Annotated in this window: 12 protein-coding genes; 10 read left to right on the top strand and 2 right to left on the bottom strand. The window is 54.6% G+C overall.

Features of this window, described 5'->3' with window-relative positions; translation table 11 throughout:
- The first annotated feature begins 2 nt into the window (after window positions 1-2).
- Window positions 3-641: an ammonium transporter gene (locus JCM12296_RS46930; protein WP_281491900.1), complete on the top strand. Its 639-nt coding sequence runs from the start codon at window positions 3-5 to the stop codon at window positions 639-641.
- 194 nt (window positions 642-835) lie between these two features.
- Here JCM12296_RS46930 and lon read toward each other — a convergent pair whose 3' ends face one another.
- Window positions 836-3259 (bottom strand): endopeptidase La, encoded by a 2424-nt coding sequence (gene lon, locus JCM12296_RS01950; RefSeq protein ID WP_083455717.1) that lies wholly within the window; start codon window positions 3257-3259, stop codon window positions 836-838.
- A gap of 299 nt (window positions 3260-3558) precedes the next feature.
- Here lon and JCM12296_RS01945 point away from each other — a divergent pair, with 299 nt between their 5' ends.
- From JCM12296_RS01945 to JCM12296_RS01925, 7 genes are all read left to right on the top strand, one after another.
- Window positions 3559-4491, top strand: a complete 933-nt coding sequence (locus JCM12296_RS01945) for a MerR family transcriptional regulator (protein ID WP_054689237.1) — start codon at window positions 3559-3561, stop codon at window positions 4489-4491.
- Window positions 4492-4803: 312 nt separating this feature from the next.
- On the top strand, window positions 4804-5958 hold the full coding sequence (locus JCM12296_RS01940; protein WP_218187933.1) for a thiamine pyrophosphate-binding protein: 1155 nt from the start codon (window positions 4804-4806) through the stop codon (window positions 5956-5958).
- A gap of 26 nt (window positions 5959-5984) precedes the next feature.
- Window positions 5985-6521: a thiamine pyrophosphate-dependent enzyme gene (locus JCM12296_RS41200; RefSeq protein ID WP_218187932.1), complete on the top strand. Its 537-nt coding sequence runs from the start codon at window positions 5985-5987 to the stop codon at window positions 6519-6521.
- A 119-nt stretch (window positions 6522-6640) separates the two neighbouring features.
- Window positions 6641-6832 carry a hypothetical protein gene (locus tag JCM12296_RS01935; protein ID WP_054689235.1) on the top strand — a complete coding sequence of 64 codons (192 nt, stop codon included), beginning with the start codon at window positions 6641-6643 and terminating at the stop codon, window positions 6830-6832.
- A 165-nt stretch (window positions 6833-6997) separates the two neighbouring features.
- Window positions 6998-7216 carry a Tar ligand binding domain-containing protein gene (locus tag JCM12296_RS50035; RefSeq protein ID WP_083455715.1) on the top strand — a complete coding sequence of 73 codons (219 nt, stop codon included), beginning with the start codon at window positions 6998-7000 and terminating at the stop codon, window positions 7214-7216.
- Window positions 7147-8661, top strand: coding sequence for a methyl-accepting chemotaxis protein (locus JCM12296_RS01930; protein ID WP_054689234.1), 1515 nt, complete (start codon window positions 7147-7149; stop codon window positions 8659-8661). The genes JCM12296_RS50035 and JCM12296_RS01930 overlap by 70 nt, the downstream gene beginning before the upstream one ends.
- A 433-nt stretch (window positions 8662-9094) precedes the next feature.
- Window positions 9095-9973 (top strand): transporter, encoded by an 879-nt coding sequence (locus JCM12296_RS01925; protein ID WP_054689232.1) that lies wholly within the window; start codon window positions 9095-9097, stop codon window positions 9971-9973.
- A 23-nt stretch (window positions 9974-9996) separates the two neighbouring features.
- Here JCM12296_RS01925 and JCM12296_RS01920 read toward each other — a convergent pair whose 3' ends face one another.
- A complete protein-coding gene (locus JCM12296_RS01920; protein WP_054689230.1) occupies window positions 9997-11670 on the bottom strand; it encodes a methyl-accepting chemotaxis protein in 1674 nt (557 codons plus the stop codon).
- 366 nt (window positions 11671-12036) lie between these two features.
- On the opposite strand from JCM12296_RS01920, the gene JCM12296_RS01915 reads away from it, so the two are divergent.
- Together JCM12296_RS01915 and JCM12296_RS01910 are read left to right on the top strand one after the other, a co-directional pair.
- Window positions 12037-12237, top strand: a complete 201-nt coding sequence (locus JCM12296_RS01915; protein WP_054689223.1) for a cold-shock protein — start codon at window positions 12037-12039, stop codon at window positions 12235-12237.
- Window positions 12238-12658: 421 nt separating this feature from the next.
- Window positions 12659-12811: RNA recognition motif domain-containing protein (locus JCM12296_RS01910; protein ID WP_218187934.1), on the top strand; the 153-nt coding region annotated here is incomplete at its 3' end.

The following is a 12811-nucleotide window of genomic DNA, read 5'->3' as shown; positions in this document are numbered from 1 at the left end:
CCATGATGGGGGCCGGTCTTTTGTGGGTCGGCTGGTTTGGCTTCAATGCCGGCTCCACCGTTCAGAGCGGCCTTGACACCGCGCGGGCGCTGACCATGACCCAGGTTTCAGCAGCCAGCGGGGCGCTCACCTGGATGCTGATCGAAGCTTTCGCCTTTCGCAAGGTCACCTCTTTGGGGTTTGTATCGGGCATCCTGGCCGGCTTGGTGGTCATTACACCGGCCGCCGGTGTGGTTCAGCCCGGCGGAGCCATGGTCATGGGCGCTTTGTCCAGCGGTATCTGCTACCTGGCCCTGAATATTAAAATGAAAATCGGTTACGATGACAGTTTGGATTGTTTCGGGATCCACGGCGTCGGCAGCGGCCTGGGGGTGTTGTTGCTCAGTTTCTTCATTCGCGACAGTTGGATGACGGCCGCCCGGCAGAACATTGCCGGCTGGAACTGCTGGGACCAGCTGCTTGTCCAACTCAAGGGGATGGGCGTTACTGTCGCCCTGGCCGTCGTGGCCACCTTTCTCATCTGCGTTGTGGTGGAGAAGACCGTCGGTTTCCGTATCGACGAGCAGAGCGAGCTTGAGGGGCTCGACAAATCCCTGCACAGTGAGAACGGGTACGGTTTGATCTTTCCGGAATCGCGTTAACCCATTCTGCAAGATGTTTTTTTTGTTTATGCGGTCCTGTCGATGAGTTTTGAACCGCTTGATCGTCATCGACAGGACCGCAGATTGACGAGGTCATCGAGCATATTTTAGGCCGGCAGCGGTAACCAACTCGGTCTCGCATCCCTGCCCGTTCAAGCAAACGACATCGTCGGGTTCGGCCGGCATTGGCGCCGCTATCTGCGGGTCATTGAATGCGTGGTGATGGCTTCATCGATCTGATCCACCATGACGAATGCGACCTCCGCCAGTACCTCTTCAGGCAATTCAGCCAGGTCTTTCTGGTTCCGTTTCGGCAGAACCACGGTCTTCAGTCCGGCACGATGGGCCGCCAGGGCCTTCATTTTAATACCGCCTACCGGCAGTACCCGGCCACGCAGGGTGATTTCACCGGTGATGCCCACGTCGCCACGCACCGGTCGACCGCTGAACAGACTGACCAGGGCCATGGTCATGGCCACCCCTGCCGAGGGACCATCCTTGGGCAGGGCGCCGGCCGGCACATGCACGTGTACATCGGATTTTTCGAAAACCGCCGCGTCGATACCGAAGCGGTCCGCTTTGCTGCGTACATAACTGAAGGCGATTTCGGCGCTTTCCTTCATCACCGCGCCCAGTTGGCCGGTTAACGACAGGCGTCCCTTGCCGGGCATGCGGGACGCTTCAATGTAAAGGATGTCCCCACCCACAGACGTTACCGCCAGGCCGGTGGCGATTCCCGGCAGGGTGATGGGCTCGGTCTGCTCGGACTCGAAACGTTCCTTTTTCAGATAGTCGCGTACCATTTTCGTGGTTACGAGCACATGGGACCACCCGTTTTCGCTCAATTGGACAATGCTTTTGCGACAGATGGCGGCAATATGGCGCTCGAGGTTCCTCACGCCGGCTTCACGGGTGTAGTCGTGGATGATTTTGAGCAGGGCATCCTGCATGAAGGTCACCTCTTCGTCCTTCAGACGATGGGCGGCCAACTGACGGGGAACGAGGTGCCGTTTGGCGATCTCGAGTTTTTCAAGGGCCGTGTACCCGTCCAGTTGAATGACCTCCATGCGATCCCGCAACGGACCCGGGATCGTATCCAACTGATTGGCCGTGGCGATGAAGATCACTTCACTCAGGTCGAAATCCACATCCAGGTAATGGTCACGAAAGCTGCTGTTTTGAGCCGGATCCAGCACTTCCAGCAGCGCGCTGCTGGGATCGCCGCGCCAATCCTGGCCGACTTTGTCGATCTCATCGAGCATGAACACCGGGTTGCGTGTGCCGGCACGTTTGATCGCCTGGATGATGCGGCCGGGCATGGCGCCAATGTAAGTGCGCCGGTGACCGCGGATTTCCGCTTCGTCATGCACACCCCCTAAACTCATGCGGGTAAATTCCCTGCCCAGCGCCCGGGCCACACTGCGCCCCAGGCTGGTTTTTCCGACACCCGGCGGGCCGACCAAGCAGAGAATGACACCCATGGCGCTTTTCTCATCCCGTTCATCCTGTTCGGGCGAAGCCGGTTTCCGATCCCGAACCAGGTGACGAACCGCCATATACTCGACGAGGCGTGTTTTGACATCCTCCAGGCCGTAGTGATCCGCTTCAAGAATCCGGCGCGCCGCGGCAATATCACCGCTCTCTTCGCTAAGGGTCTGCCAGGGCAGGTCGATCAGCCAATCCAGGTAGGTCTTGATGATCGGATACTCGGCCGACTGGGGCGACATTTGTTGCATCCGTTCCAGTTCGCGTTCGGCTTCCTTGCGTGCTTCCTCGGGCATGTCGGCGTCTTGCAGCCGATTGGCGTAAACATCGGCTTCGGGCGCCGGCGTCGCATCGCTTTCGCCCAGTTCCTCTTTGATGGCCTTGAGCTGCTGCCTGAGAACATAGTCCCGTTGGGATTTACTCATTTTTTCGTGAACTTCCGATTGAATTCGCCGGCTGATATCGAGGACTTCCTTTTCACGGGAGAGGTGCAGCAGTAATTCCCGCATTTTCTCGCTCACGCTGTCCATTTCGAGAATCGATTGGCGTTTTTCCAGCGGAAGGTTGATGTTCAGGGCCGTGACGTAGGCCAACTGGAGCGGATCCTTGATCCGTTGGATCGATTCGATGGCCTCCTTCGGGGTATCGGGTATCATCGTCAGAACCGCTTTTACCGTCTCGGTCAACTGGCGCTGCAGGGCTTCCAGTTCGAGTCCGGTCTCCACGGTTTCGGGCGCATAGGCCACGTCCGCCATCAGGTATGGATTCCCGGGGTGCCAGGTGGTGACCTTGAATCGGTGCATTCCGTGCATCAGCGCGACCATGGCCCCGTTTTCCTTTTTCTTGGCATGCAGAATTCTGGCGACGGTTCCCACTTCGTAGAGTTGGCCCGGAACCGGGTCTTCGGCGTCCTGGTCCTTGACGGTCAAGAGGCCGACAATGTGGTCGGTCTCCATTATCGATTCAATCATCGGGGCCGACGTGAAGGAGATCATGAATGGAACATTCATCTTGGGAAACGCTACCATATCACGAACGGGAAGAATCGGCACCTTCTCGGCGAATTCGTTACCGGATAGCTCTTTTTGCGGCCCCATCGTATCGCTTGTCTTCATTTCGGCATCTATATTCATTGGTCACATCCTTATCGTTAGCGTTGGGGTTAGGGCTGTCTCGCCGGGGCGAGATCATCTTAGACAAACCTTAAACACAAAATCTGCAAAGGCAATCCACTTCCTTGAAGCATCCCTGTTCACAGTGCGAGTCTCTCAGTTCAGGGCTTCTCGATTATATAGACAAAATGTTGACAAAACGACTTAAAGGCTCCATCTCTTTTTAAGAGACGGTTACCGGTATCATTCTTGAGACGGATCGTCGGTCTGCCTGTCGAGTGGCGGTTCCCAGGAAAAATCGGATTCCAGGAGGTCGTGCGGTGATAAAACCAGAAGGATTCTCGATTGGCTACGTTAGCCTGCAAACGCGTCTCTCCGCTCATGTGATTCGGGCCTGGGAACGTCGCTACAAGGCGGTGAAACCCAAGCGATCGGACAGCGGCCGCAGGCTTTTCAGTCAGCTGGATATTGAGCGGCTGGCATTGCTCAAACAGCTGCTGGACCATGGACACAGAATTTCCACCATTGCCGGGCTCGATCATGAGCGACTGACGGCACTGCTCGAAAATGGGGGGACAAGCCTGGTGTCAGAGGGCAACCGGATGCATTCGGTGTCGGCCCCGGCCGACTGTGCGTCCATCGATTTGGTCAGCCAATGCATGCAGGCCGTGCATCGGCTGGATGGGAGCCGGTTGTACCAAAAACTGCGCGAGGGACTATTGTGTTTTGGTCGGCAGGGACTTCTGGAAACCGTGATCAAACCGCTGATGAATCGCGTGGGGTGCCAATGGGCCGAGGGAACCCTCCGGATTGTCCATGGGCATCTGGCATCGGTTGTCGTTCACACCTTTCTCAACAACATGTTGACCCCCACGTTCGAGACGGCTGACGCGCGGCCTTGCCTGCTGGTGGCAACACCTGCCGGCCAGCGCTGCCACCTGGGTGCACTGGCCTTGGCGGTTGCCGCCCAGGATCACGGCTGGCGGCCGGTCATCCTGGGGTACAATCTGCCCGCCGAAGAGATCGTCGCCGCCTACACCTCGCTTGAACCCAACTTGATTGCCCTGAGCATTACCTGCCGCGTGGATGACGGTTTCACCATCAATGAACTGCACCGGCTGTCGGAGATGGTGGACGGCCGATGCCGGATAGCCGTGGGCGGGCAGGCCAGCCGTTTCTATCGCCGTCATATCGAGGCCGTCGGTGGGGTTAACTGTACGACCTTGCAAGCCATGCTTCGCCTGTTTGATTAACGGTTGTCCCGTTTTAGCCGAAGATTGACAGCGCCTGCCCAGACGCAGGAGGCCCCGGCGGATCGGCGGCGATCGGTCATGTGAACTTCTCCTTATCTGGCGAACTCCCTGATAGGCCTTTTGAGCCAGATCGATTTTTCTCGCCTTGGCTGCCTTTTTCCTGGTCGGCATGCTCCCCCTTGATGATCCGCCGGTGCAACGGCGGGGGGGATGGCTATCCGGTAAAAAGATACCGTTTTTTATAAACTTTTTTAAAAAAATACTATAAGATGGGTCGCTAAATATTAAAACTGAGGGCATAGGGAGGATAGGATGCGCGGTTCTCAAGTTATAGTGGAAATGCTCAAGGCATATGGCGTGGAGCTGCTTTTCGGTGTGCCGGGCGATACGAGCATTCCTTTTTATGAGGCCCTTTACGATGCCCGGCCGGCCATTCGCCATGTGATGGCCCGGGATGAGCGTTCGGCCACCTTCATGGCCGACGCCTATGCCCGCCTGAGCCACAAGCCGGGTGTTTGTGAATGTCCCAGCGGTGCCGGGCCGCTCTATTCGGTACCGGGTGTGGCCGAGGCCAACGCTTCTTCCATCCCGGTCATCTTGATCACCTCGGACATTCCCCTATCCGGCGAGGGCAAGCAGACCATTACCGAGCTGGACTGCCAGGGGCTGTTTCAGTCGATCACTAAATTCTCGGCGGTCGTGAAGACCGTCGACAAGATTCCAGAAACCCTGCGACGGGCGTTTCGCATCGCCACGTCGGGCCGTCCGGGGGCTGTGCATCTGGCCTTCCCCAACGAGGCGCTTACAGGAAATTGCCGCGTTGCTCCGGAGACCCTTTACGCCGAGGCCGCGTGTCGGCACTATCCGGCGTTTCGCACCCGTGGCGCACGGCCACAGCTGGAGGCGCTGGCCGCCCACTTGACGAGTGCTCAGCGGCCTTTGATCGTGGCCGGCGGGGGCGCCAACCATGCCCAGGCCGGAGCGGTCATCCAGACCATGGCCGAGTGGCTGGCCGCACCGGTGGTGACCACCATCTCGGGCAAGGGGCTGATCCCCGACGACCACCCCCTGGCTCTGGGCGTCACCGGTGACAACGGTTATCATCCCCATGCGCACCGGGCCATCGGGGCAGCCGATGTCCTTTTATACATCGGGTGCAAGATGGGCTCCGTTTCCACCATCAATTGGTCCATGCCCAAGGCCGGGCCGGACCGCAAGATCCTGCAGATCGACCTGAATCCGGAGATGCTGGGCAACAATTTTCAGAACACCCTCAGCGTTGCCGGCGATGCCCGGTTGGTGGCGGAAGACCTCCTCATTCTGCTCAAGGGAATCGGCCCTCAGCGACAACCGGGCGCCTGGATGGAAGAATTGAATGCAGCCCGCCAGGCTTTCTGGGACCAGACCGCAGCCGGGTTCCGCGCCGAAGGCAGCCGCTCAAGCCCCAGCGTATCATCGGTGCCTTGAACCGGTATTTGAACAAGGAGAGCATCGTGATCGCCGACGCCGGCACGCCGACCCCTTACACCACCTGCTACCTGCGCCTGAGTCAACCTGGATCGCGGTTCATCATCCCACGGGCCTACGGCGGACTGGGATATGCCATCCCGGCGGTGGTCGGGGCGCATTTTGCCCGGCCCGGAGCCCAGTTGATCGGGCTATTCGGCGATGGCAGCCTGGGAATGTCCGCCGGTGAACTGGAGACCCTCTCGCGGCTGAAAATTCCGGCCAAGCTGCTGCACTTCAACAACAGCACCTTCGGTTGGATCAAGGCTTTGCAACGCCTGCACAGCGGCGCCAAGTACTACTCCGTGGATTTTACGGCCGGCGATCCGGCCCGGGTGGCCGAGGGCTTCGGATTAAAGGCGATCCGGGTCCGTACGCCCGATGAATTGGACGCCGGCCTGGAAAAAGCTTTCGCCGAATCCGGCCCCGTTTTCGTGGATATCGTCAGTGAGCCCGAGGTAGACCAGTTGCCGCCGGTTTATTCCTGGCAGCAGGCGGCCGCTGGCCATCAGACGTCCCGATGACGGCGGGATGGCACCGGTTTATAAACGTGCCAATCCCGATGCGTGCTTCCTGGATGACGTCGAAAAAGCCGGTGGAAAACCCAGCTTGAACTGACAACCGTGTTGCCAGGAAATGGTCATTGCCGCCAAAAAACTGGTCGCCGCCCATCCCGACGGGGGTCGCCTCGTTCTCGAATGCACCAATCTACCAACCTTATGCAGCCACTGTTCAGGCGGCCACCGGGCTGCCGGTGTTTGATCTGGTCATCCTCATCCATATCCATCTGGCCCACCAGGCAGCCATGCGGCCTGCCTTCGATCGTTGCCGCTAAATCGTATCGATCTTAATCATTTGCCGCTAAAGTTTTGTGAGATATCGCCAATATCCAGCTCTGGTCTTGCTCAAGCGGCGACCAACGATTTTGGTGATAAGACTGCTTCCGAATACCAATCCATTGCAACTGATATTCCTTACACGTTTATGAAAGGGTAGAATTATGCTGAAAAATATCACCATTCGGACTCGATTGATCCTGGCCTTCGGCTTGCTTCTTGTTTTGATGCTGGTCAACAGCATCTCCAGCTACGTTGCCATTAGCCAGCTCAACGGCAAAGTGACTGAGCTTTCCACGAACCGAATGCCAAGGTGGAGCAGGCCAACCTCATTATCAACAACATCAACGTCAACGCCCGGGCCATCCGTAATCTATACATAAATACTGACAAACATGTTCAGCAGGCGGAACTGAAAAGAATCGAAGACGCTAACGCGCTGATCAGTGAAAAACTGACTGAGCTGATGAAAAACACGCATAACAACGAAGGGAAGAATCTCCTTCAGAAAGTGGAAGCGGCCCGTGCGGGTTATCTCGGGCAGATTAAGCGATATCTCGCTCACATCAAGAAAGGCGAGTATGAACCGGCCAAGGAAATGCTGCTGACGGTGGTTCGAAAGGCCCAATCCACTTATTTGAGTGCCACCGAGGCGCTTATCCGCTACCAGACCAAGATGGCCAACGCCTCGGCAAAGGAAGCTGAAGGGTCGGCAAGCTTCGCCGAGGAGATGATCATCGGTTTGACGTTGATGGCTTCAGTGATCAGCGTGTTTGCCGCTTTCTTGATGATTCGTTCGATTATCGGGCCGGTGGACAAAACCGTCAAGCTGGCCGAGATGCTGGCCAAAGGCGATCTTACCGCAAAACTTGAGGTCGACCAAGAGGATGAGATCGGCCATATGGGCAAAGCGATGAACGATACGGTCGAACAATTACGGTCAATGATGGGCCAGATCGTCGGCGGGGTTGAGACACTGTCCTCCTCATCGACAGAGCTTTCGGCCATCGCCCAGCAGATGGCTTCCGGTGCGGAACAGACGTCGGGGCAATCCGACCAAGTGGCAGCCGCCGCAGAAGAAATGAGTGCAAACATGAACAGCGTGGCGGCGGCGGTGGAGCAGGCATCCACCAACGTCCAGATGGTCGCTGCCGCATCCGAACAGATGAGTACGACCATCAAGGAGATTGCGGACAACACGGAAAAGGGACGATCGATCACTGAGCGAGCCGTCGACTATGCCAAAAGTGTGTCCGGCCGGGTCGCCAATCTCGGCAAGGCGGCCTTTGACGTAGGCAAAGTCACCGAAACAATTAACGAAATTTCGGAACAAACGAATCTTTTGGCCCTCAACGCGACCATTGAGGCGGCAAGAGCGGGCGAAGCCGGCAAAGGGTTTGCCGTTGTCGCCAATGAAATCAAAGAATTGGCGAAGCAGACGGCTGTGGCGACGCTCGATATCCGTGAGAAGATCGAGGGTATCCAGAGTTCGACCAACGGCACGGTGAATGAAATCAGCCAGATCGAAAAAGTGATCCAAGAGATCAACGAAATTGTAGCGACAATCGCTTCCGCCGTCGAAGAACAGTCGGTTTCTACCACGGACATTACCCTCAATGTGAATCAGGCGGCGCAGGGCATCCAGGAAGTAAGCGAAAATGTAGCCCAGAGCTCGACAGCGTCGGTCGACATTGCCAAGGATATTGTCGGCGTGAACCAATCCGCCGGGGAGATGGCCGATGGCAGTGCCCAGGTGAAGAACAGCGCTTTGGCGTTGTCGCGACTGTCGGAAAACCTGAAAGGGATTGTCGATCAATTCAGAATCTAATTTTTACGTGTTCATCAATTTCCGCCAGCCTAAGATATGGCCATCCGCTTAGCCGGCCATCTCCTTCACCAAAAAACACCTGCATCAATCCCGCCCCGCCCCTCCCCGGGGCGGGGTCGCCCGCTTTTGTCGTGGAAAGCGGGTGAAGCGCGGCGCTTTTCCTCAAGGTACATCATCATACCGGTAAATGACGGTGTGGCGTGCAACGCCGTTCCCTCCTGCAGATTCTATCTTCTACAACAACCCGGCCCTGATAAATTTTGCTTGACTTAGAAAAATAAATTGGACTAACTAAATTAATCTAATTATAGTTGCAAGAATCCCGTATTAATTTTTATCCATAAAGGAGGTGATAAAGAAGTGCAATGGTGCGTCTTATGTTGTTGATAAAACAGGCGGAAATTATTTTACATGACAGGAGGGTGAGAAGAAAATGAATAAGAAATGCTTGATGGTCGTCACCATATTTGTTTTTTCATTGATAACCGGGATCGAAATTTCCAGCGCCGACGACGATGCAAGGGATTATATTGCGGCGCCACCGGGCACGAATGTACTGGCTATCTACTACAAACACATTTCCGGACACAATGCCTATTGTGATGGCGAAAAAGTGGGCAGCGACACAAATTTGGGGATGAATTTAGGCATATTCAGACCTATTTTTTATACCAATATCGGCCCTTTTACGATTGATCCGCAAGTATTGATCATATTTGGCGATGCATCGCTGGACGGTCAGGATGTCGGTGGCGTTGAGTATTCAACTTCCGGTCTGGCTGATCCGGTTCTGGCCGCCACACTCTGGCTGGTCAACAATCCGGAGTCCCAAACATGGTTCGGCATTACACCGTTCGTTACGGTGCCCATCGGAGAATATGACAATGATGACGTGTTAAATATGGGGAAGAATCGTTGGGCCTTCAAGGGAGAGTTCGGATTTGTAAAAGGTTTTGGCGATTTTTACTTTGATTTGGTCGGTAACGTGGAATTCTTCACCGACAATGAAAGTTATACTTCTGCGGATCTAACCTTGGAACAGGACCCGATTTATACCCTTGAAACGCATTTAAGCTATGACATCAATGCTTCATTTTTTGTCAGTGCCGATTATTACTATCATAACGGCGGTGAGACAACTGTCGCCGGAACCGAACAAGATGATGAGCAAAATGATCACACGGCGCAGCTCACGCTCGGATTAAAACCTGCCCCAAACTTTCAATTCCTTATTCAGTACGGTGAGGATATTAAAGTCGAAAATGGGGTAAAGGAAAATACCTTTGGATTAAGAATGCTTTATATATTTTAGCGTTACAAGGTCCGTTAGCCTGGTCAGACATAATGGCTGCCGGAATCGGTCCACAACGTTTCATCCTGGGGATCATCGTACTGCAGGATGACGTTTCCCACGGTTTTGTCGGCTTCTTCGAGTTTCAGTCGAAGCTGGGTGACCAATTGTGATGAACGGTCGCGCAGCCTTTCGGAACTGGCCACATTTTCTTCCGAGACCCGCATCATTTCCTGGGTTCCGGAATTGGCCTGGGTAAGCCGTGTATTGACTTGGTTGACGCCTTGTGCCTGTTCGTTGGAACGGTTGGCAATATCGCCAACGATATCGGTAATGCGGGATACACGCGTCATGATTTCGGTGAGTTCATTGGCGGTCTGCTCGGCGACGATGCCGCCATTTTCCACCTCCGCCGAAGATTTCTGGAGCAGACCGGCGGTTTCCTTGACCGCCTGTGACGAACGCAGGGCCAGATCCTTGACCTCCTGGGCCACCACGGCAAACCCCTTGCCGGCTTCACCGGCACGGGCCGCTTCGATGGTGGCATTCAGTGCCAGAAGGTTGGTCTGCCCGGCAATATCCTGGAGAACGTCGAGAATCTTGAGGATTTCCTGGCTGGACTGGTTGATGCCGTCCATGGCGCTGACCATGGTAGCCATTTTCCGGTTGCCGTTTTCGGCAGCCATGCTGGCCTCATCGGTCAATTGCGCCGCCTCGGTAGCTTTTTGCGCATTTTCCAGAGACTGTGTGTTGACTTCCTGGATGATGGTGTTGATGCTTTCCAGGTCGGCAGATTGACCGGTGAGGTTCTGGCATAAAAATCCACTCGATTCGGAGCTTTTCTCCGAAAGGGAGGCGACTTCTTCTGAAGATTCGCTGATCATGTCCAGGATTTCGTTTTGTACCCTCACTTTGAGTTCGATGGCTTTGCGGTTTTCGATGAGCTCGCCACGATTGCTTTTCAACTGATCCGCCATGGTTTTCAGGGCGTAGCCCAGCCGGGCGAATTCAAGCGATCCGGGAATATGGATCTCTTTGTCGAAGTCACCGGCGGCAACGGCCTTGGTGATGTCGATGGCTGCTGCAATGGGACGCGTGATGGTCCGAAACAGCCACCAGCAAAGCAGGAAGGTCACCACGATGACGACTGCCGCTGCTCCGATACCGATGTGAGTACTGGTGCGGGCGTCTTGCCGGAGTTCGTCCAATGCATTTTCAAGATCCTTGCGCGCCAGTTGCTGAACGTTGCCCAACGTTTCAAGATAAGCCGCGGTCTGTTTGTTATAGGCGGCGGTCACTTCGGGAATGGCGCCAAAGTCCTGATCGATGATCAGGGAAACCCGCTGCGCACCCAGATCGAATACCTCACCGGTCATTTTCATTAAACTTTGCAAAAGGGTTCGGACCTGTTCATCATCGGTCAGCTTGAGACCGGCCTGGAGTTGCCCGTCGAGGATTGCTTTTTCCTTGGTGGCCTCGGATACTCCCTCTTCGGTTCCCTGAGCCGCACTGATATTGAGATGATTGACCACCATTTTGCTGGTCGCCGCAATTTTTTCAACCAGGATCGCTAAATTAAATTTTTTTTCCCTTACTGTCTGGCTGACCGACATGGTTTGTTGAAGTGCCAGATGGCCACTTGCCGCAACGATGAGGATGCCGGTGATGGCAATACCAAAGGTCGCAAACAATTTGGTACGGATTTTTGTAGCCTGCAATGGATGCCCTCCTTAACAAGCGTGTTGGCATGACTCAGTGCTGTTTGACGATTCGGAACACAGGTTGGGACGCCGGCAAGAAATAATTCCACCGTCTTACTTGTCCTGTATCGGCAGTATCCCCACTGGCTTTAGGGGCTGACGCCGCCATTGATAAAATCAGCTTGGACCTGGGAAAAGACTGGGTACTGAATTACAGAACTGAATTTTATTTTACTTGCTTTATCGAAAACGATGATGATATTCGATTCACAACTCAGAACCGGATCTGTCCGGCACATTTTTTCTGAAGGAAAAAACAATTTCGCATAGTTGCATCCTCCAGTCTAAATATTTGAGAATTTAATTAGAAAGGAGGAATTAGCCATGGCCAACGGAATTGTTAAATGGTTTAGCGATCAAAAAGGATTCGGGTTTATCGAACAGGAAGACGGACCCGACGTCTTCGTCCACCATTCAGCAATCAACGCGACCGGTTTCAAAAGCCTCAAAGAAGGTGACCGCGTTACGTTCGACATTGAGCAGGGAAAAAAAGGTCCCAACGCAGTAAACGTTTCGTTAACCTGACCAGCATCGAAAAGGGTATCTCTTTGGATATAGGAGATACCCTTTATCTTTTGGCGTTTCGTTTCTTTACTTTTAAAAATTCCTGCCCTTGCTGCACCGTTTGGTTGGAAAGACCAATCGAAAAACACGCGCTCTGATAATTGCCTCTACCCGTGAATTGGCAGGGTAGGTTCATGAGGATTCCCAAAGACTCGGAAGCAACGCGGGGATCCGCAACCTTATACGGCGGTGGGAGATTGACCCGCAACGCCAGAAGTTGACGTGCCTTGTCCCGCCTGAGACCGGACAACGTTGCCCATCCCGTCAGACTCATGAAGCCGGTTCACAAAAGGGGACCATAAGGTTTTCACGGGGTGGCCGTTTTCGGTAACAGCCTTGCGATTGGAGCCTGAAAACAGAAGAAATGAAAGGGAACTGAATCATGAATATTTACATCGGCAACTTATCATTCAGTACGACGGAAGACCACTTGAAGTCTGTATTTGCTGAATTCGGTAATGTCGAGAGCGTCAAGATTATCACCGACAGGTTTTCCGGCAGGCCAAAAGGATTTGGCTTTATTGAGATGCCAAGG

The sequence above is a fragment of the Desulfosarcina cetonica JCM 12296 genome (assembly GCF_001311845.1).
In the GTDB taxonomy this organism is placed as follows: domain Bacteria; phylum Desulfobacterota; class Desulfobacteria; order Desulfobacterales; family Desulfosarcinaceae; genus Desulfosarcina; species Desulfosarcina cetonica.
This window is presented reverse-complemented; position numbering and strand designations above follow the sequence as displayed.

Coding starts and splice junctions, on each gene's coding strand:
- JCM12296_RS46930 (WP_281491900.1), top strand. CDS start 3: ATGATGGGGGCCGGTCTTTTGTGGGTCGGCTGGTTTGGCTTCAATGCC.
- lon (WP_083455717.1), bottom strand. CDS start 3,259: ATGAATATAGATGCCGAAATGAAGACAAGCGATACGATGGGGCCGCAA.
- JCM12296_RS01940 (WP_218187933.1), top strand. CDS start 4,804: ATGCGCGGTTCTCAAGTTATAGTGGAAATGCTCAAGGCATATGGCGTG.
- JCM12296_RS50035 (WP_083455715.1), top strand. CDS start 6,998: ATGCTGAAAAATATCACCATTCGGACTCGATTGATCCTGGCCTTCGGC.
- JCM12296_RS01925 (WP_054689232.1), top strand. CDS start 9,095: ATGAATAAGAAATGCTTGATGGTCGTCACCATATTTGTTTTTTCATTG.
- JCM12296_RS01915 (WP_054689223.1), top strand. CDS start 12,037: ATGGCCAACGGAATTGTTAAATGGTTTAGCGATCAAAAAGGATTCGGG.